Genomic DNA, 24,783 nt, shown 5'->3' with positions numbered 1-24,783 from the left:
GATCACATTCTTTTCTATTGAAGTTAACGAAGACACTAACTGCACAGTTAGTGTCTTCTTATCGTACCTTATTATTTGTCTATGATTTCAATAATTTGGTTAGCGTTGTCGTAATCATCTCATGATCCATATGGCCTTCAAGCCCGGATACCGTAATCGTACCGACAGGTCCAGCATTCTTAATGATGATCGGGAAGCTGCCGCCTTCCGTCGCATATTCCATTGGATCGAGATATTCGCTGTCCTTAATGTTGGTATTCCATGATTTGTACAGCACGTGCATATAGTAGGAGCTATGTCCAAAATGTTTGACGATGTTATTTTTGCGTTCGATCCAGCGATCATGTCCAGCGCCAGTACCATCCATCTTCGCATGGAATAGTAGTTGCCCGTTCTTTCTGATGTCTACGACAATAAGTTTGTTCTCATTTTGCGCTTTCGCGAGAATAGCGCTGCCAATCTGGACAGCTGTTTGATTCGAGAACGAGGTGAACTGTAATTCGGATTCCTGCTCAAGCAACTCTGCTAATAATACTTCGTAATTTTCCAAGTGAAATCCTTCTTTCTTCATCCTAAGTCGTACAGCCCCATTCATTATACCTCCTAAATCGTTAAATCGGAAGATAGATAGAGAATATACTGCCTTTGCCTAACTCGGATGTTACCTTCATATAGCCAGACTGATCGGTAATAATCTTACGGGCCAGATAGAGACCTTTCGTAGCAAGCGCCCTGGCGATCGCGACACGCTGCTGCTGCCCGCCGGACAGCTGATTCGGCAGCTTGTCCAGCTTATCCGCTAGACCTAGCGTCTTAACGATATGATCAAGAAACGGCTTATCGATGGCATTTCCGTCAAGCTCGATCGGAAGCACGATATTTTCATATACATTAAGAATCGGCACTAAGTTGTATTGCTGGAATACGCTGAACTTCTTACAAACTCGTGACAATCGGAATCACACTACATATCAATCTATCAATGAAAACCTATTTTATTCTATTAAACGCACTCGTCCAATCGAATCTGTAACCTAGCGAATAAACTGCATTAACTTCTAAAAGAAGGAGGAGATTCGAATGGGATACTATGTTAAAAAATGCTTCAAACCAGTGTTCAAAAAATCGTGGAAAAAAGAGCACCACGGCAAAAAAGAGCATGGCTGTAAAAAAGAGCGCCCTTCTTACGACTACGGCAAGAAGGAGCATCACTTCTACGGCAAAAAAGAGCACTCTTACGGCTGTAAGAAAGAGCATCATTTCTACGGCAAAAAAGAACATTCTTGCGGCAAAAAAGTTCATCATTGCTGGAAGAAAAAAGAGCATCACAAAAAATGGAAACCTTATTGCTAAGATTCCAGGGGGAGCCTGTTCATTCAGGCTTTCCTACATATTCGAAATAGTAGATAAGAAGCAGGGAATCGACAGCGATTTCCTGTTTTTCTATTTTGTATTTGTTATCCAATATTGCTACAATAGTAAAGGAGTTAAAGTATACCAATGAGAACAGAGGAGCGATAACCTTGTCCGTTGACGTCTATCTGAATTTTGACGGTAATACTCGTGAAGCAGTAACTTTCTACGCAGAGGTATTTGGGACAGAGCAGCCGCATATTATGACATTTGGCGAGACTCCGCAAAACCCGGAATATCCGCTTCCGGAAGAAGCAAAAAATCTCGTTATGCATACGAGACTTAACATTTACGGCAGCAACGTCATGTTCTCCGATGTGTTCCCGGGCATGCCGTTCACACAAGGCAACAACATCAGCCTCTCTCTTGTACATAAAGATGAGGAGATTATTAAGGCGGCTTTCCATAAGCTGAAGGAGGGCGGCACTGTCGTCATGGAGCTTCAAGAAACGTTCTGGAGCAAATTGTATTATGTAAGTTCTTAATGGAGTAACAAAAAACCTTACTCTTTATGAGTAAGGTTGTATATACTGACTAGAATTTTTTTTGATTCTGTCCCATAGCCGAATAATCTAACCGCTTTTTTGTAATCCTCCCACAGTTCTACGATGACCTGATCCAATTCTTCTTCTACCAACATACAATTCTCCACTTCTCAAATCCTCCCGCTTTTTCCTTATACAGATGCTTATTCAATAAGTTGATTGTCCTATTCTCTGGTCGAGTACGTTCTTTTTGTAGAGATGAAATTGTGTCATTTAATATTTCACTTCTATGTATTACTGTTGAATGATATGTTTTATCGTATAAGTTCATTTATCCAATCTCGTGTTTGAATCAAACTTTCTTTATTTATGTATCCTCTATGCAAGTAAAACTTTGGAGACTCTAAACTAAAACCATCGATATCATATTTGTAATTAGTTTTCAATAGTTTGCTTTTTACTTTAATTCCAAGCAATTCACAATCTTCTCTACTTAAGCTTGATTTATCATTAGACTCAGCAAATTTAATAAAATCATTTATATGTATGAAGTATGTGACATTAGGGAAACATTTTGTCTTTGTTTCTCGTTCTCTAAAGTTAACAACAAATCCCCCAATAACTCCATGAACCTCAACTGCCTTCATTAGTTCCTTAACTTGGTTAGATTTAATCATTACTTGCGTTTTCTTATTTTCTGGTTTCTCATATGGCTTCTTTGGATTAAAACTAATACCTGTTCCTTGAGTGCTTTTTAATTCAAGCAACCAAATAAATGGTGATTTATATTGAAGTGAGTCAAATGGATTTTCTGGAGTAAAAGTTGATCCTTCTCCTCTTTGCCATTTAGCAGCATCCTTTAACCTTAGATAGTAAATGGGCAACTTAGCATAACTATTTTTCCAACATGCTTCGAACGCTTTACCACCGTTAGTTTTACTATTGATCAATCCTCTATCTCCTCTCCTGCGATTTTACGCACTACACCATATCGCTCCATCAAAACTTCCTTGTCGTCAAGTAGTACATCACCTTCAGGAGTCTCCAAGTATGTATTTTCCTCATAAATCTCTTCAGTAGAAACCGCACAAGTATATAGTACTTTAGCGCATTGCCGATCTTTTATTCCAAACTGGATACTTTTGTGCCTATCCATTAGCTACACCTCGTTTTGATGTATAGCGATAACTGACAAACTTACCTACCGTTTTCAGTATGCTCAGTGATTCTTTATTGATCGGTCTCTCATTAGCAATGCTAATGATTCTTGATTTCAATATTTTATACTTATTGATATGTGATTTCATTGAATCAACATTTCTGAATGAAAGAGTAATTTTATCACCTGACTCATCAAGGTATTGAAGATAAATCTTAGTGTTTGTAAGGGTTTTATTAGTGCTATTTTTGGACATTTCTACATTCCTCCTAATGATCGTGTTTCAACCTTTAATGATCGAGCAGCCGATAAGCCAAGGCTCTGTTGTTTCCATTTCAATCCACTCGCCATTTTCATCTTTCTTTTTTCTATTTTTCACTTCGATATCAAGATTTTTAATCATTGAGCCTATTGCCAATCCACTCTTTTTAAATATCTTGGCAGACATTTTTATTATTTCCTCTTCACCTGTTTGCAAATTGTATATCGATAATTTTGGCGAATACTTGGTATCAATTTCAACAATTACTCCATGATATTCTTTTAGATGTTCATATTTCACATCTGCATAACCCAAAGCTTCTTTTTGAAAAAGTATCATTTCTGAAGGGAAGATGTTTTTACTTATATCAGAACTTCTGATTTGTAGTTCTTCTTCCTTTAGTGCTTCTGTTCGTTTAATTTTTGTTTTTTCTACATAGGTCTTCTTGTACTGATTTTTACCTGTTAAGAAATTCTTGTATATTTCTAACAGCTCATTATTGCCACCGAATCTCGAAAAATAATTTAGTTTAATAAGTATTTCAATATGTGTTTTATTGGCGCATGTATTTTCTGTTAAATCTATCAGTAAATCCGTAAATGTTTCATATGTATTGTCTCTCATATCATAAAGATCATTGGCTAGATTGTTACTCATGTGTTTAATACCAGCTAGATCAGGGTAGATTGAATTTGTTTCAGTATCGGCAACAAAACTCCTGTTGTCCTTCCCGAACTGCATACCACCATCCTTAATATTAAAAGCAAATCCCATTTCGTGTTTAAGTTTTGCTACCTTATCTTTATTCTTTTTTGCAGCAAAGTGACGAAGCAATGTTTCATAAAAATATAACGGATAATGGCTTTTGAGGTAAGCGCAGTATGCAGAATCAAGTGCATAACTGTAAGCATGACTAGCGTTAAATCCGTATCCGCTAGAATCCTCAATGATCTTCCATACTTTATCACTCATTTCTAATGCTTCATCTAGGGTAACCGTTTCTCTTTGCAAAATCTTATCACTGAAACCTTTGAGAAACCTTTCTTTGAGTGGTTTTACTACCGCAGGTTTCTTCTTACTGATTGCTTTAATGATTCCGTAAGTTTCATCAGAAGGAAATCCAGCATAAGCCAAAGTTGCCATTGTCTGTTCTTGATATAGTACGTATGAATTTTTCATTTCTTCTGTCTGAATCAAATCATCAAAACTACTTATCCCATATGAGAAAGGCTTTCTTGTTTCAAATGTATGATACATTGACTTAAAAGAAGGCCGTATAGCTGCTATAAATGCAGTTAACTCGGAAATATTCTTCGGTTTATATTTTTTAGCTTTCTGTGTTGTAGAGTATTTCTCCACTTGGTTTACTCCAACGGTATATCCGTCTGCATATACATTCCATACTTTATCATTATTCTTAATCGTATTAAGTAATTCTGTTTCACTATGTATAGGCAATCCAATTCGCTTATAAATATCATGTATTGTTTTTGCGACATCTACTTTCAATAGATCATTTTTCAGGAATTTAAATCGCTCTGCTATATCTCCATCAATCAAAACAGCGATGACTTCTTTCTTTGTTGATTCGCTTTTAATTCGAATTAAACCAATCTCTTCCTTGATGTTTCCTTGATATAGAAGATATCCACAAGGATGAGGCTTCTTGTCAGAAATAATGCCAGTATACTTTTCACTCTCTTTAATAAGATGATGATACTTTTCTTCTACATAATCATATACGTCGATCAAATCTTTCTCATCGTCTTCAGCATACTTAAGATCATTTTCATATTCCTCAAGTTGTTTTGATATCTCATTAGCAATATCAAATGATAAGTTCTGTGACTTAGCATACATTTTAAAACCTGATTTAATTTTAAATGTACCATATGCAATCATAGGATATGCATGTCCTTCACCTAGTACCTTGTTTTGAGCTGCTACAAATACTTCCACGTTTCCGAGGTTTAGATCTAAATCGGGAAGCGACTTAGTCTCAAGTATTCGACTTTCACTCATAAACCTTTCAGGGTATAAATGTACTGGGGCAGATATTCTATCCACTTTCGAGAACCCAAGAAGAGTATTAGTGTAAAACGAAACTCCTGAACCTCTTCCTGTTGAGGTAATGATACCCCCATTTTTAACTGCTTCATCAACAATGGCTGTATCGATTAAGAAATAATCGGCCATTCCTGTATTTACAACAACTTCTCCTTCTTTTCTAATCTCCTCCAGATACTTTTTATGTTTCTCGTTTGGGATAGTATTTCTAATCTCTTTCCATTTTTCATTTAATAACTGCTTATATTTATCGTCTTTTTCCTTCTGTGTTAATTCAGGATATAGGGTAGGTAATTTAATGTCCTTGCTGAATACTTTAATGTTATTATCATCATAATCTTCAAAGTCCAAGAAAATTAATGTGTTTTTGATTGCACTGTTGATTTGTTCATCGGATAATATGCCTTGCTCCTGAAACCTTTTGACGAGTGTTTCTCCATCAGGATAATCCATATACCATCCGACTTCATCTTCATAATGTACACCTTTCGCTTCCAATACATCATCTCTATCCACTTTCTGTTCAGGGTATATGAAATGACTATCACAACCAGCAATTAATTCAACATCATACTTTTTTGCTAAGGAGAGAATACGTTTATGTAGATTTTTTTGTGGTTCTGTATTGTGTGCTTGAACTTCAAACATAAAGTTCTTTCCGAAGTATGATTTTAAATCTTTGACAATAGCTTCAATGTCTTCATAATGCCAAAATGCAATACAGGCAGAAGTGATGAATACCTCGTTCGGATCTAAAGTTGAAAGTAAATCTATATCAACCCTTGGTCGATAATAATAGCCAGTCAAATTTGCTTCTGACAAGATCCTGTTAATATCGCGTCTTCCCTTTTCAGATTTCGCAAAGAGACAGATATGCGCATTAGTCTTATCCTTATCAAATCTGTTTTTTACCCAATATGCTTCAGTACCAAAGATGAATTTTAGACCATTTTTCTTAGCTAAGTCATATGTATTAAAGTATCTTCCCTGATATCCATGTTCAATGCTAGCAAGAATTTTGTGATCTAATTCTTTAGTACGCTTCACATAATCCATTATTGTAACTGGACTGTCTGGTACATATATGTTGGATTCATCAGTATGCTTATGGTAGTTACAGAAGAAACACAATTATCTCTCACTTCCTTCACAATAAAACTATCATTTCAACGCCTGTTTTCTATATTTAGCATCTATATGTAGTGTATGAATCCAATCTTATTGACTATATGTGGGCAGGATACTTCCTAAAATAGCAGCTCTAAACTCATCAGTCACATCTCTCCCATTATTAAAGTAACGAAACCCCATCTGCAATTTATAATCAATCCACTTTTCAAGTCTATATGTATAAAATCCAATATGTTCTGCATCTTCATGTGACAGTGTGATACCAGCTAAAACTGCGTCACCAAGCTTGAAACTTTCGAAAACCTCTTCTTCTTCGATACCGAGGCCATACTTTATCAACTTATATTTTGTCATGTTATATTTCCTTTCGAATTCTACAAATGTATAATTAGGACGTATTCTCTAATAAAGGAGCAGTGCTGTGCTTAATGTAAAAATCTCTATTGATGATGGAAACGGAAAGAAAGCTGAAGTAGAAATTAATGAAGCTGACAGTGAAACAAAAATTCTTATCATCCAAAAAGTTTTCAACTTATTCGGTGTAGACACAGATGTTATAGAAATGACAAAGACATATCAAAAGGTAGGTGACGCATACAGCACATTCTTCTCTCAAGTTAATCCTATAGAAGAAGTATCAGATAATGAATTACCTCTAAAACATAAGGATGATATTAAGAAGGAATTAACTGAAGGTTTGACAGAACATAAAGAAGAATTAGAATCTACATACAAGGAAGTAAAAGACCAACCTGAGTTCATTCGAACAGGCATTAAGATTCGAGAAGATGGAAACAAAAGCTACAGATTACATTACAAGTGTATTGCTTGTTATAATCGAGGATCGCATTATATCCCTGAATATGCAAAGAACACTTGGTGTCATAAATGTAATCATGAAATGGTTGTTTATCCAGCACATCCAGATGGTTTCCCATCACAAGACACATTCGGTAATTTCTTTAGAGCTGGTGATTTCAAAGATTGGAATATAGAATGGAAAATAGGTTAATTTATATATTTAACTTAATAAGTGTATTTAGGGAGGGAGTAACCCCTCCTCTATTTATTCTTATCGTTAACATACTTTTGAACGTTGTACTCTTCTGAACGTCCAAATGAATCGGAAATAAATGCTCCCTTTCTCTTCTTATGCCCCCATGTAGAGCCTTCTTTGTAAACAGGAAGTTTTGTAGCTTTTTTTGTTTTTATTGCATCTATAGTATATGGCTTCTCCCATATCGTCATTAACCAATGTGGTTTGAAATTATCTTTGGCTACTTCTAACCATCTGTCACCAAAGGCAATCTCCCCCAATTGATTTCTAGTAGGATTTTTTATGCCCTTTATATCAAGATACTTTCGCATCATCTTGAGGAACTCATTTAGTAACACATAATCTGGTCTTAAAACCATCAACGAGTTAGTCATTCCTCTAATAGCATCAAGATAAAATTTCTCGTCAACAAAGTTATTAATGATAGCTGCTCCAGATTCAAAGTCTACATTACCTTCTATTAGTCCAAACCTTATGATACATGTCGATCCTACATGTAATACCGAATTCGTATGAGGATTTCGAATTACAAAATTACACTTTAGATGAGGATTGTTACAAAGGCCACAAACGTTTGTAAACCCTTCAGATGTCTCATCGATCGCATTTTCTAGTTGCCATTCAAGTTTTGCATCATCAAAAATACGCGCCCGACTATTATCCAGAACAATATTAATCGAAATAGGTTTGGGCTTGGACAGCTCTTTTCGGGCATCTAGTTTGACTTTGAATTTATTGCGAGCACTTTTATACAATAAGTTTGTACCTCCGAACGTATGTTTTGTGGATTGCATTTCCAACTATATCATACATTCAGTAGCATATCAATATGTATACACAAAAGTTCTCTACAGAGAACAGATTAACTATATATTGTGTTGCACTCAGATTTTTTTGATAATGAAAGTGTTCTTTCAATTGCTTATCCCTCTACCCCAACATTTCAACTTAGGCTGCACAATAATTATTTCTTGCCAATCGGGTTCGTAAAAGGGTGGTTCATCTCGGCTTCCTTCGTGTACGCAAACCAAATCTCCAGACATTATGTATGTGTGAATATACTTGCCGCCCAATTCTTTCTCATCAATGTAAGTTCGATATTTATAATCATTTGGATAACTCCATGTCATTGGATGATTAACAGGATGATATGATACCTTAATATCGTATATTTTATTCAATTGATTCTCCTTCCCAATACAATGACATTTTCATTAACTTCATGCTATAATTTACTATTAAAAATATACTTGCTAAAGGTGGTTATATGCTTGAAGCTCACTTCATCAGTAAAAGACGTTGGTGGAATAGTTAATGAAAAAGATGGGATCGCCTATTTTTACATTACAGTAGAACGAGGCGACATAATAAAAGTTGGTTACAACATATCTGAGGAAAGATATCAAAATATAGCTCATTCACATCAGGCATATTGTGTCGACTGTGGCTCAGATACTTGTTTCTGTCTTCATGATCTTCAGGAGTCAATTTTTGACAACCTTATTGCCCTTAATGCATTCACTATGGCTAAGTTAATAGATATTAAAACCTAGTTTTTATTGGCTATAGTTTCAATATTAACAATCCTGCCAAAACTAGGCACTTCATTTGCCTCAACTAGAAATTGATTAAACAGATCGTTAAGTTTTCCATTGTATTTTCCTAATACTTCCTTCGATATGTATTTCAGATTGAGCCAAGATTCAGCAACTTCACCACAATCGTCATATGCTTGCTCTCCTGCATTGTCGATTAAAGTATCTAGATCAACACTAGGAATATATTTAGACAATTGCCCTATTTGAAATTCTTCTCTATCCAATCCATTCTCAATAATTTCTTCTTGTGCTGCTTGAATTGCTTCTTCTTTGGTATCGAACCATTCACATTGCCAAACATCGCGGCTATTATAAAGATTGAATCCCCCCATTGATTTGTTTTCATTTCTCATTCTCCTTATAGGTCATAAAATTTAACTTTTATCGCCATTTAGTTCATGTCGATAATCAATCCTTCTTTCACACACAAATACCCATCTCGTAATTGATTGTATTCACCACCACTTTTAATACAAATGGTTCTAGGTGTGACGATGTTTGAGGTATCCATTGCAGCCTTAATATCTGTTTTAAGACATAGAAAAGCAATAAACAAAATCAATATTAAAAATAGCGAAATACTTGAAATAAGTCCTATAATATAGTGGTTTGAATTTTCAATAGTCTCGTTCCCCTTAAAAATCACATTTCATTATTTGGTTTTGTACATTATTCTGTACAATATTTCTTTTTGACATTTCTACGTACATTTTTGTGGTCATGAAATTAATGATTTATCGATTCTAATTAGCCATTTGATTACGCTCAACTGCGTTCTGAATTGCTTTTTGCTTATAATAAACTTTTTCTGCTTCACTTACAAAAAATAATTTGTTTATGTAGTTCATATCTACTAAGTATCCATCTTTAACATAAAATAAGTTGTTGTAATAGTGATATGTCTTTGATCCATCCTTTCGATCCCCGAGATAATTCCCAAGTTCTATGCAGCGCTCAATTTTTAATTTCAGTTCATCAAATGTACGGCATTTCTTTGCACTCTTAGGGCAATACTGTGAGTACAAAGTAATTGCCATTTCATCAACATTGATCCGTCCTCTTGTTGATTGATAATATTCCTCTTTGCTTAGATATGATTTACTCAGCCTATCTGCCAATGAATTATTTTCTCTAGAAGTCCAAGTTAGTTCATAGTAAGTGAGATTACTTAATAAATACTTCGCCTTTTCTCGCAATTCATATACTTTTTTATTTTTCTTCCTTACTTTATTTTTTTCATTTATAGAATCGCATAAAGTAAGGCAATCAGAATAGATATCAGTTATAAGGATATTGTGTTTCTGTATTCTTTTTAGCAATTCTATTAAAGCAATAAATTCAACCACAGTAGAGTCTGACTCATAATTAATTTCGATACTATAATCCTCTATTATCTCATCATCGGGCGTTAAGATATAGCCACCGATGCCAGACCTTTTCGTTATTGGATTAGATGATCCATCAAACCAAGCTTTATGAAATTTACTGTTCATATTTTCTCCTTTCTTGAAAAACTGTATAAAATGGAGTTTTTATTGGATTAAAAAATATCTTCTAGGCTTACATAGTTCCAGTAGACTGTTTTATTTGGTTCATCTACTGCCACATACATTTGTTTCCTATCAAGTTTACTTATATAGAGTCTTCTATAGGCTACTGTAAATTCTTTTAGTGGGATTGTCTTTTTCTCGTAATCAAACTCCCTATGTAATATTACTCCGAAAACTCTCATCTCAGAGGTAACTTTTCGTTGCACAACATCTACTTCATTAACTGTAGCAGCTACTTGAATCCGCTTATATCTTGGAAAGTCTCTTCTCATAGCTTCCTTCATGTGTTCATAAATCATAATTATCCTCCTTCMCTATGAATTTCCCTTTTAGTGTCTCTATGGAAGAATCCTTCTTTATATAGTATCCCCATCGCCTTGAGTTCTTCTTTAAAGAATCTTTCATTTGGATAGTAAAAATGTTTATTATCTTTCCTCGAAATATAAGAGAAACTTGAAAGATAATACCTATTATTTTTCAACAAATTATTGATTTCTTCTCCAAGAGACCTGATCTGTTTCATGATTTCATCTTGGTATTTAGATGTTATGATTTCATTATCAGATAGTTTTATGCTGATGTTTTTATTTTTATCAAATATCATGTTTGTCTCGAACACCTTACTTTTGTTGTAGATTGGTCTAAATTCATTTATTAAGTAAGTTTCATATATATCTGTTAACAATTCACACTTAATCTCTGTTAATTTCACGTATTTAAAATGGTTATGAAAATCTACCGTATGAGTTTTTCCTGATAGATGATCGTTGACTCGTTTATATAAATTTTTTGTTTTTCCAATGTAAACTAATTCGTGGCTAGAGTCGAACAACAGGTAAATGCCATTTGTTTTTGGGATATAGTATCTGAACAATTGAGAGTTTTTCAACTCTGTGAAAAGTAAACCACTAACGTCCAATGAAATACACATATTTCCCCTTCTTATAATGTATTTTTAATAATCACATTTCAAGTTAGATAATTAATTCTTTATAGAACTATGTCCTCTAAACATTTCTCCTAGGAACAAGTGGACTTCTTTCATCAATTTCTAGTTCACATGGAGACTCAGATATTTTTTCAACAACAATATGTTGTTTATTGACCATAATATACCTGAACATTTCTACACCATTTATTCTTGATAGTGATTTATATATTTTATCATTATAGTAAGGACAGATCGTAATCATTCTAACGAATTCTGAAAAATATGAAGGATAAATCAAACATTGATATGGTAATCTTTCATCATCACCATTGTTTTTTATCTCTATAATACATGTCATCCCAGCAGCATCCTTTGTAAGTATGTCAATTCTCCCCTTCCTTTCAGGAAGGACATGTTGGGATTTCACAAGAACCATACCTTCCTCAATTAATGACACATCTCTAATTATTAAAGACTCGATGTCTTTTTCAGATAATTTATAGTCATTCAATTCTACAACATCAGTTGACATGAAGACACCTATTTTCTCCAGAACCTCCTGTTTATCGAGTGAATGACTTTTGCAGGATGAATGAGAGCATTTTAATATACCAATCATTTCAGGGCGCTTCTCAAGACTAAAATCGGTATATGTATTTTCTAAGTATGACTTGAGTCGTCGGAATTCATTTTCAGTTATAGACATTGGAATATCAAATGTATTCCAGATTGATTTTTTTATTTTCTTATTGGCAAAGCAGTAAGAGCATAATTCATTAATATCGTCTAGCTTTTTATAACTTATCTTTAAAGAATCTAAAAATTGATAAAAGTCTGTTGTACTATTATTGTAGACATATCTCCCTAAAAAAGTAGCATTATTAATTGACCATTCATTGCACGAAGTATTAGAATAACCAAAAATTTCAACAATCCTATCATATCCATCATATCTTTCTGTAGTATGAAAAAACCCATAATCGGAAATTCCCATTTTTTGTTCCAAATCAGATTTTATATATTTCGATATTAAGGTCAACTCTTCTGCTTCAGATAATGTTAAGCCAGTTTGATACACATATGACTCCAGTAACCTATAGTATCTCTTCATAAATTTTTCTTCTGAACCACATTTTTCGACTAAATACTCTATTGAATAATTTGACATACAAGCCTCCTAAACCAATTTTCGTTATTATTCTATTGAAACAGGTATTTTATTTCCTATAAGTMAACTTAATTTTATTTCCTATAAGTCAACTTAAATTCAAGCTCATATGTCTCTTTAGGAATAATTGCTTTAATTTTCATGCCATCACTGCCATCATCCTGAACACCTGCAAACACGGTCTGACCAACATAAATATCGTCTAAGTTTTTCATCCAATAGTCCGTTGTAAAGGTATTTAAACAAAGTAGGCTATATTTGTGTGTATTATTCTTATCCCAATAATCAATGATTGCAAATGGTAGTCCTTCAATCATTAAAATATCTCCGCATTTCAAATTATAATAATTCATTTTTATTTCTCCTTTATATAGTTGATATTGGTTTCAGTTAGCTAAATATTCAACGCTTTCTTCAATTTAAGATAGTCTTCCCATAGTAAATCTGGTCGTTCTTTCCACTMTTCATTCTCATTATTTCTAACGTAGTACTTTCCATCCTCTTTCTTTCTTTGGTGTAATATTTTATTTCCAAGTCCACCTCTAGCCTCAATCATTTCCCCTTCTTCTGGGATCATCTTTAAAGTTAGATTTCCGAGGTTAATTATGTCTTGACTATTCAATGTATTCTCTTCMCCTCCCTMATAAAACGTGTCTTTCATTTGCTTTCCAGCCATTTTAAAATTCTATCAAACATGGGTATTGTACTGTCATAAGGACTGAATTTTTTATCATCAAAGGATATTAAAAAACATTTCCCATCTCGCATATCCCAGTTAGGTCGAATGTATTTAATACATTTGTGATTAGCAGGGAAAGGATATTGTCCGAACCTATGATTTCTTCGAATTTCAGTCATTATTTCTTCGTACTGATTATCTGTTAATGAAAGGCTAACTGTCACAAACTTCCTCTCCTTTCTAAATGAAATAATTTCATCTTATACACCCATCAGAGTAACGCTTTTCTCGCTCCTGCTAAGTACTTTCACCATACCGCTTGGCAATGTGCATCAAAGATGGAACACCAACAGGAATTCAACCATTCTTTGGTGTAAAATATGCAAATGTGAATGATTATAAGTTTACAGAAAAAGTTCTAGAAGAAATGCTTATAAATGCTGCTGCTTCTTTAGTGATCATATAATTGCTCCCGACTAAGAATGAATGGATTGAACCAATATTACGTATAGATTGAAATACATATGGGCTAAGATCGTTGTATAAAGGTTCTTCGTTTTAAAGTAGAAGTAACAGAGTATCATACCTACTGTAAAGTATCCAGCAACATAGATAATGTTCATGTGTAATGCTGCGAAGATGATAGAGCTTATCGAAGCAGCAAACCATGAAAACCTTTCTCTGTACTTCTGTAAGACACCATAGATAATTCGCCTGAAGATGACTTCCTCGATTAGAGGAGCAAATAGGACTGTATAGACTGGAATGATTGGTAAGAATAATGATTGGGAGTTTGGTGGATATGGATTCATCAGTGTTATCGAGATAAAGTTTAACCCTGTCTGTGCAACCAAGGCTAATACGAAGGCTGTAATTGATTTGTCAAACGCTTGGTCATTCTTCAATACCGTGTTCCAATTGAAGTTTTTAATTTCTTCTCTGAATATGTATGTAATGAAGATCAATGTAGCTGGCGAACAAAACAATTGAGTGTATTTGTTTGGAATCAAGACTGATAAGATAATCGTTAAAGTGAAGAATGAAATAATTAGAATGTAATTTCTATTAGTTATTTTAATGACCTCTTGCACCTTCTTTGCTTATTTTGTGATAATCGGTTTGAATGATGTTTTTATATAATGGATATGTTTCTATGTATGAATGTTCTTCGATCATTATTTTCTCTTTAACCATTTTGACTTTCATTTTAAGTTTATTGCAGCCTATTGATTTCAGCATATTTCTTAACTGTGTCAATTCGTATTTTGTTTTCCTTCTGAGCTTCAATGCGTTTTGCAATCTTATTGAGATATCTAGCGCTTCTTTCTCGTTTAAGACCTTCAATTCGATTTCATGATAAATACGTGACACCTCTTTATCATACTTTTGAACCTTTTCATTTAGCATCTCGCAGTCACTTTGTATTTTATTGATTAGACCAAGTAATTGAGATGAGTGCCTAACTGCTAGTAAAGTCATTTTTCTCTCCTCCTTTAATATAAAATATGGGATAACCTATTTCTAAGTTACCCCAATGATAGCATGGCGATATTTAAGTGTCAATTATAATATTTCTCTTTGTTTTTTCGTATATTCTAAAATCTAAGCCATATGCGCCATTCTCTTCTTTTCGTTTGTAGACAGTTACATAATCCTTCAAATCGTACTTCGGGAAATATGTATCACCATCAAACTCATAATCAATGTGAGTGATGTATAGACGGTCTGCATAGGGGAGGAATTGACGATATATCTCTGATCCTCCAATTATCATTGTCTCATAATCTGCTGATGTCCATTCGCTCAGTATCTCTTCAATAGAATGAGCAACATAACAAACTTGATCACGATAATTTTCTGCCTTCGATTCATCTTTAGTTAGGACAACATTAATTCTATTTAGCAGTGGATTGCCTATAGATTCGAAAGTTCTACTTCCCATAACGACAACCTTATTCGTTGTTTGCTTCCTAAACCATTCTAGGTCTGATTTAATTGATTTACCCCAAGGCATATTACCATTGAGGCCAATAGCACAGTTGATATCGTGAGCTGTGATTAAGGAAATCATACGGCAACAGGAGCCTTTATTGTTGGATGAGGATTGTAGTCTTCGATTGCCAAATCAGCCATTTCAAAATCGAATACTGTAGCTATTTCATTATTTAAAACCAATCTTGGAAGAGGCCTCATTTCACGACTCAGTTGATTGCTGATTTGATCAAGATGGTTTAAGTAAATGTGAGCATCCCCTAATGTATGTACGAAATCTCCCACACCAAGGCCGCATTCATGGGCAATTAGATGAGTCAAAAGTGCATAGCTGGCGATGTTGAACGGCATTCCAAGGAAAATGTCTCCACTACGCTGATAGAGCTGGCAAGAGAGTTTGTCTTCTGAAACGTAAAACTGAAACAGTGTATGGCATGGTGGTAATGCCATACTTGGTACATCCTCTGGATTCCATGCCGATACAATAAGCCTTCTAGAATCAGGATTGTTATTAATAGATGTTATTACTCCTTTGAGTTGGTCAATTGTGTCTCCATGTGCTGTCTTCCAAGCACGCCATTGCTTCCCATAGACATCTCCTAGTTCTCCGAACCTAGCTGCAAATTCATCATCTGTCAGAATGCGACTTTTAAATTCGTTCATTTCAAACTCATATTCCAATGCAAAAACGGAATCTATCTGAGAACGTAAACCAAAATCGCTCATATCAGACCCATTGTATTCTGAACTCTCAACCCATTTTTTAAAAGCCCATTCATTCCAAATGTTATTATTGTTTTGAAGAAGATAGCGGATATTTGTATCCCCTTTAATAAACCAAAGTAACTCACTTGCAATGAGTTTAAAAGGTACTCGCTTCGTTGTAAACAATGGAAAACCTTCGTTTAGGTCAAACCTCATTTGGTAACCGAATATAGAGAGTGTTCCTGTTCCTGTTCTGTCTTCTTTCTTTGTTCCGTGATTCAAGACATGCTGAAGCAAATTAAGATACTGCTGTTCACTATTGCTCATTTGTTTCTCCCTTATATTAAGATTAGAGGACTACATTACATAGTCCTCAGTAGAGTGTATTACTGTTTCGCTGCTTCGATTTGTCGTTGTATTTCAGCCTCTAGTAGAGGTTCTGGAGCATATTTTTCTTTCCAGTCATCAGGTTTGATGATTTTACCAACTTCAGTATATCGTGGCTTTCCATCAGAGAAAAGTTTGCCCATGTTAGCATTATGCACAATGTCAAACAACGGATCTGGGTCAACATTAATAAGCGTAAAATTACCGTTGTTAAAATATGAAATGTCAGTAAACGCATCGGCCAAAGAAGTAAGCTTATCTTCTGGAATTGGCTTCTCATATTGCTTTTCAAAGGAATTTTCCATACGCTCTAGGAGTCTCCAGTACAATAATTCAAATTCGGTTTTGTTATCGCTTACTGCATGAATTGCTTCAATTACTTCTTCTGTAATAAAATCCATTCGATTGAGCAATGCTTCCTTATCAAGTGTTGTTGGCGAGATTGGCATAGAAATATTGAATGATTCATGAAACTCTTTAACTTTCTCGTACTTTGTTTTAGTCATTCCTCTTGAAATTCTCCTTTCATTGGTTACATGTATGTAGAATAATCAAAATCTGAATCCAGAAGTGGTTCAACATTCAATGTTTTAACGTAACTGCCACCTTTTTTACTAAAGAAGTCATGCTGTTTTGTACCTGTTCGAATACCATTGAGAACAATAGGATTTATATCCTCTTCTGGGAATAAAGTTTCGAGGCCAAGGTTCATTAATGCTTTATTTGCATTGTAACGAACATACTTTTTCACCTCTTCTTCGAGACCGATAGTAGAATAAAGCTCATCTGCATACTTAACTTCAATCTCGTAAAGTTCATTTACTAATTCATAAACCTCATTTTTAACACTTGTTTTAGTCCTTTTATTGAAATCTTTAAATAGCTCCTGCGCTAAAACACCCACGTACAAACCATGGACAGCCTCATCTTGAAGAATCATATCAATTATTTCAGCACTTGCAGTCATTTTACCTTGACCAGCTAAATACAAAGGATAGAAGAATCCAGAGAAAAATAAATAAGACTCCAGAAATACAGATGTTGCCATGCCCATGTATTGATCCCGTTTTGTTTTGATGTTTTTATAGTAATCCGTAATAATCTTTGCTTTAAGTTGCAAATATTTGTTGTGTTCGACCCATTTAAAGATCTCATCAATTTCTTCAGTTGTGGCTAGCGTGGTAAAGATGCTGCTATATGATTTGGCATGAATCTGCTCCATCATGCCCATAAATGATAGAACGGCTTTTCTTTGCAATCCATCTACATGTTCTAAAATCTTCGGCATACCAACCCCACCCTGAATAGTATCAAGAAGGGTGAGCCCACCAAGTACACGCTTATAGACCTCTTGTTCTGATTTACTTAGATCAATCCAACTCATTTTATCTTCAGATAGAGGAAATTCCTCATCTGTCCAAAACTGCATAACATTCTGTTGCCAGAATGTATAAGTAAAATCATCTTCTGGGATATTCCAATTAACCGCATTATATGTTGTCATCATATTCTCCTCTTACACTTGGCACGATGTGCATTCTTCAACTGACAAACGTTTCGTTCTGGTGTAATACAAACTAAACAGTCCTTTGTTCTGAGCATGTAAATAGAATCTAGACAATTCTCTTGTGCTGATGTTACTGTTTACGTGAATAATTGTAGATATACCTTGATCAATATGCTGTTGAATCTCTGCAATCAAATCGATCAGTTTATATTGATTAATATTATAAGCTGACTTGTAGTAGAAATAGTTGTCTTGTGCTAAATAAGGCATTGGATAGTAGGTTGTAGAATTTGCATAAGTACGAGTTTCTATATGATCTACAATTGGCATAACACTCGAAGTCGCATTTTGAATATAAGAGATGCTTTGAGTAGGAGCAATAGCAAGTCGATAAGCATGATATAATCCATACTTCTTCACTTTTTCCTTTAGGATAGCCCAATCCTCTTGTGTGGGAATTTCCATACCTTCGAAAAGGGCTTTAACTTTGCTTGTCTTAGGTCGGAAATCATTTTTAGTATACTTATCAAAATAAGTTCCTTTGGCATATTCTGAACGTTCAAAATCTTTAAAGGTAACACCACGTTCTCTGGCGATTTCCATACTCATTTCAATTGAGTAGAAGTTCATCATCATGAAAAATACACTAGCGAAATCCTTTGCCTCTTCACTTTCATAGGCGATTTTATTTTTAGCTAAATATCCATTTAAATTTAATGCTCCAAGCCCTACGGAATGAAGTTCTTCATTAGCCTTTCTTACTCCAGCAGCATTCTCAATGTTAGACATGTCACTAACTGCTGTTAAAGCAACAATACCAGTTCTCGTTGCGTAGCGTAATTTCTTCCGCTCCATTACATTTACAATGTTCAAACTAGCTAGATTGCAACTGATGTCCCTTTTAATCGTGTCTTCTTTCCCGTAATCTGCAATAATTGAAGTTTCCATGAGCTGAAAAATTTCTGTACATAAGTTTGACATTTTTATCGTTCCAATGTCTTTAAGGGCGTGGTTCTTATTAGCATTTGTGCGGTTCATAATATATGGATATCCTGATTCCAACTGAATAGTTGCTATCTTTGTTAACATTTCACGAGCGTTCATAACTATCTTTTTCTTAATACGTTCATCTGCTAAGAGCGTTTCATACATCAAATCAATATCCATATCATCCAGATGCTTTCCATATGCTTTGTATACTGAATACGGCTCAAACACATGTAGCGGTTTATTCTGTGATGCAAGTTCATAGAACTTGTAAGGAATAATCAAACCAATGGACAGTGTTTTAATCCGAGACTTTTCATCTGCATTGATTTTTTTGCAGTCCAAGAATTCAATGACATCCCACCCAAAAATATTGTAATAACCAGCACCACTACCTTTGCGCTGACCCATTTGGTCTGCATAAGAGAAAGCATCCTCCATTAGCTTGAGTACTGGCATGATGCCCTTAGCTGCACCTTCCACGCCTTTAATTTCAGCACCACGACCTCTGAGCTTCGATAAGTTGACTGCGACTCCTCCACCGATTTTAGAGAGTTGCATACATGTGCCAAGAATGTAATTGATCGAGTTAAGCGAATCATCCATTTCAAGTAAGAAACAAGATACCAACTCACCCCTACGTGACTTTCCTGAGTTTAAGAATGTCGGTGTCGCCATTTGGAGAAGCTGCTCAATGCTAGCGATTGCAATATCTTTAGCTTTTTGGTAATCACCTTCACCAAGATACAGAGCAACGATTACAATACGATCTTCGTAGAACTCTAGGTATTGTTGTTTATTATTAGTCTTCAGAGCGTAATCTTTATAAAATTTAGAAACTGCCATATAGGATTGAAATTTAAAATCATAACTCTTAACAATCTTGTCAATTTCAATAATTTGCTCAATTGTGTATTCGTTTAAAACATTATAATAATAGTCGTTTTCGATCAGATATTTAATTCGTTCTTCAACCGAATTGAAATATACCATTTTCTTTTTAATGTCCTTCATAAATTCGATTACAGCTTCTTTATCTTTATCTAAGTTAAAGAAACCATCTTTTTTTATCATAAGTTCATTGTTAAGCAAAATTGCCTTATCAGCCATTAATTTTTCGCAACCCTTCGAGGAAAATATCTACGTCTCTATTTGTTCCACTCAATTCAAATCTATGTATTACTGGCACTTTATATTGCTCACTAATTATCTCTGCTGCTTTAGCAAAGGTCTTCCAATTACGATTACCACTTGAAGCTACTCCTACCATATTTTCACCACTTAAGTTAAGAAAATCGTTTGTTGTCGATGGAACTAATCCCAACCCTGTAGTGAATGTTACAAGCACAAAAGGCATTGTTATTTTCGTTCCCTCTTCGACTCTCCTACACTTTATCCCAAGATGCTCTAATTTCCTAATAAATCTCTCTACATTTCCTGTTTTCGAATCCCATACTACAAGCAGTAAGCATCTCTCCTAATAAATTAAATATTTTATTTAGTTGCTAGTTACGATATCTGTAAATCCAAGTAAAAACAGGAGCATTGCTAAGACAATTGTCCATCCATAGAAACGCCTTCCTAAGTCTTCGCCTTTGATATGTAAGTACAAAAACAATCCTAAAGCGACAAATGCCAGAACATGAAGGAAACCAAAAAGTACATCAAGCATCTAATCCTCACCTCCCTTCACCGCCAAATAAAAGCACAATTTTATGACCTATACTCTGGATTCATAAAAGTTAAGTATCTGGAGCAGTGCATCTGTATAGCCTTGATTATACGTTTGCATGTCTACACCATTTAAAGCACCAACTGTTTTTGAGAGCTCTTCAGGTGCAACAGAGTTGAAAACTGTATATTGAATCTTAACGTGTTCCATAATCTCTTTAGCGGTTACTTTTGTGTTGCCAGTTACATATACGTGAGCATTGTTCATGTTATCACCTCCTCATTAAGAACTGTTTCATTGGATGAAAAAGTCCATCACATAAAAATCATCAAAATTATCTACCCTAGCATAATCTACAAACCCATCGGGAAACTCCAGCTTATATCTTGGTGTTCTCTTAGCAGCTACTGTTGCGTCTAATAAAGTAACTATACCTGTTATGATCGGAGAACCTCCATGCTCCTGATGAAAGTCATTCAACCTCCATAATGTATCATTAGCTTCATAGTTCTTCGATTCTTCCCGACTCAGATAAGGTTGTCTGGCAACTGCTTTAATCTTACCCTCTCTCATTTGATCACCTCATTTAGTTATTTTCTACAAATAAATGAAAGAATGGATTCATGATCTATGTTCTGTAAGTACTTCTGATACCTGCTGCTTTAACTCTTCAGAGATTTCTACCCATTTCCCACTAATCCTTTTAAAGACTTGTTCAGCATATTGGGTGTCACCACTGGTGATATCAATTCCAATCAATTCATACAATTGTTCACTTTTCATTTAGTTTTCACCTCCCCAATGAAAGGACGATTTTATTTCCAAAATTTATACCATTTTTTATTATTACCATGATTATTAGCATTGGTAATAGCAAGTTCACTACAATGCTTATACTGTTTAATTTCCTCTAATTTTTTTAATCTTTCTCTCTCTTCTAGGATCAGTTTACGTATTGCCAAATCTTCTTCTGCTTTTTCTTTAGATTCTTCATCTGCAATAATTACTTTCTTGGCAATCTGATAATGAATAGTCCCATCTTCGGCATGTGAAACAGAAGTGATTTCATAATTATTTCCATTGATGTTCAGTTTTTCGCCAACTATAAATTCACGAGTGTATTCATCTGTTCTCAATAGTTCTGTCCAGTGCATGTGCTCATCTTCATGTCTAACAAATCCGCTGACATTTGTGAGTTCTTCTTTTACATCTAATTTATACACTGCATATGCCGAAAATCCACTTCCACGGTAGGCAAGAAAATATTTTCTACTTAATTTTTCCTCAAAAACTACTGCCTTCATTTTTTCATCTCCCTCATTAAATGAGCATTTCAATAACTTAGTCTTCAACAATTATCCATTCACATTCTATATCCTCTATTAAGAAAGTACTGTCTCGAAGTGGATCATATGAGTTGATGTGGCTTTCAGTTACTGGCTTTATTTTCTTTCCATTTTTAAAAGCATTAAACGCTGCTTCAAAAGTCACTTTAATAATTGGCTTTGGCAGCTTGATCCATTCAGCACTTAACGCTGCACTACACATTTCTAACAAGTACCCTGCCTGACCAGTCCTACCTCCAACTCTTACAATGCATAATGAATTGGTAGTCGCAATAAATTCATACTCTTTCTTGTTCCAGCTATCCTGATCGCTATCGCATACAAATTTGTCTCCTTTAGTACCATCTCTGAGCATTTCCCAAAGCTTCATATAGTCACTCCTTAATTTTCTACTTAGAAATACTATTTCCAAACCTCGTACCACTTTTTGGTAGGAATTAAGTTTTCTTTATCAATATTATTTATTTTATTTTCTTCTTCAACACAGCATTTTTTATTTTCTTGTCCCTTTTTTCTCTCTTCCAGTATCTTCTTACGAGACTCTAGATCAGATTCAGCTTTTATTTTACTTTCTTCATCTACAACAATAATGTTCTTATCAATTCTATAAAAGATTGTGCCATCCTCAGCATGCGAAACATTTTCTATTTTATAATTTTCACCTTTAATATTTAGATATTCATTTTCAGAAAACTCACGTATATAATCTTCTGTTTCAAAAACTTCCTCCCACGAGACGAAATTATCTTTATAAACAACATCTCCTGCCTCATTTTCATTTGATTCTATTTTAATCTGCTTGGGAAGAAAGCTCATGAAACGGTAATAATAGTAACCAAGAAAATATGTTCGCATAAGTTTTCTTTCAAATACAACTGCTCTCATAACAATCATCTCCCATTAAAATTCGACTTTMATTAGCTCTTTACCACTCTATAATCCTCTATAAACAACTGCTTGGTTTTAACGATCTCATACTTAGGCTTATACTTAGTCCAAAGATTAAGATTCAGACTAGCAATGACATCAATCTTATCATCCTCATTGATCCCTTCAATTGTCTCTTCATCAGCTTTAAACTTCATTACCACAAAAGAAGGCTTAGTATTCTTAATATCCTCTTTATCCATAAACCAAGTATCAGTTTCAATTAAGCAGCCCAGTTTAAGTGTATCGCCACTACCAACTATCTTCTTCTCATTCACTACCAAATTCCTAATCATAAACTTAGCATCTTCAAAACCTGTTCCAGACACTCTACAGAAGTTTTGTACTTTTGTGATCAAATTCTMGTTAATTTCAGACGCATCCAACTCGAAATCATACTCAACTATTTGTTCAAATGTTTCATGTTCAAGCTTCTCATTCAAGGCTTCTTTGAATAATTCAAGATCATTCGCTAAAATTTTCACGCCTCCAGCTTCTGGATGCCCTCCTGTATTAATCACCATTTCAAATGTAGATAAGAACGCTAAGAAATCGAACTCCGCATATGATCTAAAACTGCCGTGTAATTCATCACCAACAACCCCTAGAACAATAACTGGTCTCTGATAAATACCAGCAAGATCATTTGCAACTAATCCGTTGTATCCTTTTCCTAAGCTGCTATCGATCAGAACAATACATTTATCTTCTTCATTCACATCTTGTCGCAACCTAGCTACTGCTTCTTTTTGTACCTTCTTTCGAAGCTCATTAAGTTCTTTCAGTTCAACTGCAAGGCTTAGTGCTTCTTCTGGATCATCTGATGTTAGTAAGTTTAAAGCAAGTTCCAGCCTATCTAATCGTGTCGCAGCATTTATAAATGGAGCAAGGTTATAACCTATAGTAGTTCCATTGAGTTTTTGATTTTCTTTATTTAACACTTTTATAAGTGCTTTGAGGCCATAACTTAGAATATTATCCAAAAACGTACTTACAAGATATCTATTCTCAAAATTCTCTGTGCCAACACTCATCATGTCTCCATACAATCCAAAGGCTGCAAACTCCAAAAGAGAGTCAGAATATGATTCGTGAAAGTAATCATCAAGCACCTGACACATCTTCCATGTCAACAAAGATCCCGAAGACTCTTTGTTGGGATACTCACAATCAACTTGTTGAGGATTCACAAGAATACAATGATAATTATCTTCATCAACTGTGTGATGGTCTATGATGATAATATCAATTCCTTGATCAGCTAGTTCTTTGCACTTTTCAATGTCATTACTTGAACTATCTAGTATGATAAGTAAATCAACTTTCGGTATAGTCATCGTTAATCCAATTCCGTGGCCTATAGAACGCTCGTTATAGATCAGTTGAACATTATTAGTGAAGTTCCTCAGATAATGATCCATAACAGCTCCAGAATTCAAGCCATCGTTATCACAGTCCAAGTGTACACCGATTGACTGCTTAAGTTCGATGGCTTCAACAATTCTATCTCTAGCTGCTTCAATATTTTTCAAGAGATACGGACTGTGCAACTCTTCTTCGCTTGGATATAGAAATCGAAATGGATCTTCTATACCATTCACTGCTATCAACTTATCGATMACGCTATATGTATCATCGTATTCTTTCTTAGGCTTCTTCTGTCTCCATTCCCTGTTCACTGCTCAACTCCACTCTATGTTTGCTCATCTTACCATTCGTTATAAATACTAGTCAATATTTTTATATTTTATTATTATATG

34 protein-coding genes and 2 pseudogenes are annotated in these 24,783 nt (G+C 34.6%); 4 read left to right on the top strand and 32 right to left on the bottom strand.

Going from position 1 to position 24,783, the window contains the following annotated elements:
- Positions 1-79: 79 nt before the first annotated feature.
- Positions 80-595 (bottom strand): heme-degrading domain-containing protein, encoded by a 516-nt coding sequence (locus tag AC1DF0_RS12880; RefSeq protein ID WP_477574266.1) that lies wholly within the window; start codon positions 593-595, stop codon positions 80-82.
- A gap of 127 nt (positions 596-722) precedes the next feature.
- Positions 723-926, bottom strand: a pseudogene (locus AC1DF0_RS12875) (ATP-binding cassette domain-containing protein); the annotation flags it as partial.
- 154 nt (positions 927-1,080) lie between these two features.
- Here AC1DF0_RS12875 and AC1DF0_RS12870 point away from each other — a divergent pair.
- Together AC1DF0_RS12870 and AC1DF0_RS12865 are read left to right on the top strand one after the other, a co-directional pair.
- The gene (locus tag AC1DF0_RS12870; RefSeq protein WP_477574265.1) at positions 1,081-1,353 is read left to right on the top strand and encodes a hypothetical protein; all 273 of its coding nucleotides are present in this window, start codon (positions 1,081-1,083) and stop codon (positions 1,351-1,353) included.
- A 170-nt stretch (positions 1,354-1,523) separates the two neighbouring features.
- Positions 1,524-1,898 carry a VOC family protein gene (locus tag AC1DF0_RS12865; RefSeq protein WP_477574264.1) on the top strand — a complete coding sequence of 125 codons (375 nt, stop codon included), beginning with the start codon at positions 1,524-1,526 and terminating at the stop codon, positions 1,896-1,898.
- Between the two features lie 314 nt (positions 1,899-2,212).
- On the opposite strand, the gene AC1DF0_RS12860 is transcribed toward AC1DF0_RS12865, so the two are convergent.
- From AC1DF0_RS12860 to AC1DF0_RS12840, 5 genes are all read right to left on the bottom strand, one after another.
- Positions 2,213-2,848: a hypothetical protein gene (locus tag AC1DF0_RS12860; RefSeq protein ID WP_477574263.1), complete on the bottom strand. Its 636-nt coding sequence runs from the start codon at positions 2,846-2,848 to the stop codon at positions 2,213-2,215.
- Positions 2,845-3,054 (bottom strand): hypothetical protein, encoded by a 210-nt coding sequence (locus AC1DF0_RS12855; RefSeq protein WP_477574262.1) that lies wholly within the window; start codon positions 3,052-3,054, stop codon positions 2,845-2,847. The genes AC1DF0_RS12860 and AC1DF0_RS12855 overlap by 4 nt, the downstream gene beginning before the upstream one ends.
- A complete protein-coding gene (locus tag AC1DF0_RS12850) occupies positions 3,047-3,313 on the bottom strand; it encodes a hypothetical protein (RefSeq protein ID WP_477574261.1) in 267 nt (88 codons plus the stop codon). Before AC1DF0_RS12850 ends, AC1DF0_RS12855 begins: the two co-directional genes overlap by 8 nt.
- Positions 3,314-3,340: 27 nt before the next feature.
- The gene (locus AC1DF0_RS12845; protein ID WP_477574260.1) at positions 3,341-6,517 is read right to left on the bottom strand and encodes a PHP domain-containing protein; all 3,177 of its coding nucleotides are present in this window, start codon (positions 6,515-6,517) and stop codon (positions 3,341-3,343) included.
- Positions 6,518-6,604: 87 nt separating this feature from the next.
- Positions 6,605-6,871, bottom strand: coding sequence for a hypothetical protein (locus AC1DF0_RS12840; RefSeq protein ID WP_477574259.1), 267 nt, complete (start codon positions 6,869-6,871; stop codon positions 6,605-6,607).
- 67 nt (positions 6,872-6,938) lie between these two features.
- Between AC1DF0_RS12840 and AC1DF0_RS12835 the strand changes: the two genes are divergently transcribed.
- Positions 6,939-7,529 carry a hypothetical protein gene (locus tag AC1DF0_RS12835; protein ID WP_477574258.1) on the top strand — a complete coding sequence of 197 codons (591 nt, stop codon included), beginning with the start codon at positions 6,939-6,941 and terminating at the stop codon, positions 7,527-7,529.
- Positions 7,530-7,579: 50 nt separating this feature from the next.
- On the opposite strand, the gene AC1DF0_RS12830 is transcribed toward AC1DF0_RS12835, so the two are convergent.
- On the bottom strand, positions 7,580-8,329 hold the full coding sequence (locus tag AC1DF0_RS12830) for a hypothetical protein (protein ID WP_477574257.1): 750 nt from the start codon (positions 8,327-8,329) through the stop codon (positions 7,580-7,582).
- A gap of 516 nt (positions 8,330-8,845) precedes the next feature.
- Here AC1DF0_RS12830 and AC1DF0_RS12825 point away from each other — a divergent pair.
- Entirely contained in the window at positions 8,846-9,127 is a 282-nt protein-coding gene (locus tag AC1DF0_RS12825; protein ID WP_477574256.1) for a hypothetical protein, read from the top strand.
- Here AC1DF0_RS12825 and AC1DF0_RS12820 read toward each other — a convergent pair.
- From AC1DF0_RS12820 to AC1DF0_RS12705, 24 genes and pseudogenes are all read right to left on the bottom strand, one after another.
- A complete protein-coding gene (locus AC1DF0_RS12820; RefSeq protein WP_477574255.1) occupies positions 9,124-9,525 on the bottom strand; it encodes a hypothetical protein in 402 nt (133 codons plus the stop codon). The genes AC1DF0_RS12825 and AC1DF0_RS12820 overlap by 4 nt on opposite strands.
- Positions 9,526-9,915: 390 nt before the next feature.
- Positions 9,916-10,665, bottom strand: coding sequence for a reverse transcriptase-like protein (locus AC1DF0_RS12815; protein ID WP_477574254.1), 750 nt, complete (start codon positions 10,663-10,665; stop codon positions 9,916-9,918).
- Between the two features lie 47 nt (positions 10,666-10,712).
- Complete coding sequence (locus tag AC1DF0_RS12810; protein ID WP_477574253.1) at positions 10,713-11,021, bottom strand: hypothetical protein; 309 nt, start codon at positions 11,019-11,021, stop codon at positions 10,713-10,715.
- A 2-nt stretch (positions 11,022-11,023) separates the two neighbouring features.
- Entirely contained in the window at positions 11,024-11,326 is a 303-nt protein-coding gene (locus AC1DF0_RS12805; RefSeq protein ID WP_477574399.1) for a hypothetical protein, read from the bottom strand.
- Between the two features lie 39 nt (positions 11,327-11,365).
- A pseudogene (locus tag AC1DF0_RS12800) lies at positions 11,366-11,653 on the bottom strand (GIY-YIG nuclease family protein); the annotation flags it as partial.
- A 76-nt stretch (positions 11,654-11,729) separates the two neighbouring features.
- Positions 11,730-12,821: an endonuclease NucS domain-containing protein gene (locus AC1DF0_RS12795; RefSeq protein ID WP_477574252.1), complete on the bottom strand. Its 1,092-nt coding sequence runs from the start codon at positions 12,819-12,821 to the stop codon at positions 11,730-11,732.
- Between the two features lie 74 nt (positions 12,822-12,895).
- A complete protein-coding gene (locus tag AC1DF0_RS12790; protein ID WP_477574251.1) occupies positions 12,896-13,174 on the bottom strand; it encodes a hypothetical protein in 279 nt (92 codons plus the stop codon).
- 41 nt (positions 13,175-13,215) lie between these two features.
- Positions 13,216-13,443: a hypothetical protein gene (locus AC1DF0_RS12785; protein ID WP_477574250.1), complete on the bottom strand. Its 228-nt coding sequence runs from the start codon at positions 13,441-13,443 to the stop codon at positions 13,216-13,218.
- A gap of 533 nt (positions 13,444-13,976) precedes the next feature.
- Entirely contained in the window at positions 13,977-14,312 is a 336-nt protein-coding gene (locus AC1DF0_RS12780) for a lysostaphin resistance A-like protein (RefSeq protein WP_477574391.1), read from the bottom strand.
- A gap of 262 nt (positions 14,313-14,574) precedes the next feature.
- A complete protein-coding gene (locus tag AC1DF0_RS12775; RefSeq protein WP_477574249.1) occupies positions 14,575-14,979 on the bottom strand; it encodes a hypothetical protein in 405 nt (134 codons plus the stop codon).
- A 73-nt stretch (positions 14,980-15,052) separates the two neighbouring features.
- Complete coding sequence (locus tag AC1DF0_RS12770; protein ID WP_477574248.1) at positions 15,053-15,571, bottom strand: dihydrofolate reductase; 519 nt, start codon at positions 15,569-15,571, stop codon at positions 15,053-15,055.
- Complete coding sequence (locus AC1DF0_RS12765; protein ID WP_477574247.1) at positions 15,568-16,524, bottom strand: thymidylate synthase; 957 nt, start codon at positions 16,522-16,524, stop codon at positions 15,568-15,570. The genes AC1DF0_RS12770 and AC1DF0_RS12765 overlap by 4 nt, the downstream gene beginning before the upstream one ends.
- Positions 16,525-16,583: 59 nt before the next feature.
- Positions 16,584-17,090 carry a pyrophosphohydrolase domain-containing protein gene (locus tag AC1DF0_RS12760; RefSeq protein ID WP_477574246.1) on the bottom strand — a complete coding sequence of 169 codons (507 nt, stop codon included), beginning with the start codon at positions 17,088-17,090 and terminating at the stop codon, positions 16,584-16,586.
- Between the two features lie 26 nt (positions 17,091-17,116).
- Positions 17,117-18,091, bottom strand: coding sequence for a class 1b ribonucleoside-diphosphate reductase subunit beta (nrdF, locus tag AC1DF0_RS12755; protein ID WP_477574245.1), 975 nt, complete (start codon positions 18,089-18,091; stop codon positions 17,117-17,119).
- 9 nt (positions 18,092-18,100) lie between these two features.
- Positions 18,101-20,188, bottom strand: a complete 2,088-nt coding sequence (gene nrdE / locus AC1DF0_RS12750) for a class 1b ribonucleoside-diphosphate reductase subunit alpha (protein ID WP_477574244.1) — start codon at positions 20,186-20,188, stop codon at positions 18,101-18,103.
- Entirely contained in the window at positions 20,181-20,543 is a 363-nt protein-coding gene (gene nrdI / locus AC1DF0_RS12745; protein WP_477574390.1) for a class Ib ribonucleoside-diphosphate reductase assembly flavoprotein NrdI, read from the bottom strand. The genes nrdE and nrdI overlap by 8 nt, the downstream gene beginning before the upstream one ends.
- 33 nt (positions 20,544-20,576) lie before the next feature.
- Positions 20,577-20,750 (bottom strand): hypothetical protein, encoded by a 174-nt coding sequence (locus AC1DF0_RS12740; protein ID WP_477574243.1) that lies wholly within the window; start codon positions 20,748-20,750, stop codon positions 20,577-20,579.
- 48 nt (positions 20,751-20,798) lie between these two features.
- The gene (locus AC1DF0_RS12735) at positions 20,799-21,017 is read right to left on the bottom strand and encodes a hypothetical protein (protein WP_477574242.1); all 219 of its coding nucleotides are present in this window, start codon (positions 21,015-21,017) and stop codon (positions 20,799-20,801) included.
- Positions 21,018-21,044: 27 nt separating this feature from the next.
- Positions 21,045-21,323, bottom strand: coding sequence for a hypothetical protein (locus AC1DF0_RS12730; protein WP_477574241.1), 279 nt, complete (start codon positions 21,321-21,323; stop codon positions 21,045-21,047).
- A 48-nt stretch (positions 21,324-21,371) separates the two neighbouring features.
- The gene (locus AC1DF0_RS12725) at positions 21,372-21,533 is read right to left on the bottom strand and encodes a hypothetical protein (RefSeq protein WP_477574240.1); all 162 of its coding nucleotides are present in this window, start codon (positions 21,531-21,533) and stop codon (positions 21,372-21,374) included.
- Positions 21,534-21,565: 32 nt separating this feature from the next.
- Positions 21,566-22,054, bottom strand: coding sequence for a hypothetical protein (locus tag AC1DF0_RS12720; protein ID WP_477574239.1), 489 nt, complete (start codon positions 22,052-22,054; stop codon positions 21,566-21,568).
- Positions 22,055-22,091: 37 nt separating this feature from the next.
- A complete protein-coding gene (locus AC1DF0_RS12715) occupies positions 22,092-22,466 on the bottom strand; it encodes a hypothetical protein (protein WP_477574238.1) in 375 nt (124 codons plus the stop codon).
- Between the two features lie 32 nt (positions 22,467-22,498).
- A complete protein-coding gene (locus AC1DF0_RS12710) occupies positions 22,499-22,981 on the bottom strand; it encodes a hypothetical protein (protein WP_477574237.1) in 483 nt (160 codons plus the stop codon).
- A gap of 32 nt (positions 22,982-23,013) precedes the next feature.
- Complete coding sequence (locus AC1DF0_RS12705) at positions 23,014-24,702, bottom strand: DHH family phosphoesterase (protein ID WP_477574236.1); 1,689 nt, start codon at positions 24,700-24,702, stop codon at positions 23,014-23,016.
- Positions 24,703-24,783: the final 81 nt, after the last annotated feature.

The sequence above is a fragment of the Paenibacillus sp. 05T425 genome (assembly GCF_056396205.1).
The sequence above is the reverse complement of the archived record's forward strand: the minus strand, read 5'-3'. Positions and strand labels throughout refer to the sequence as shown.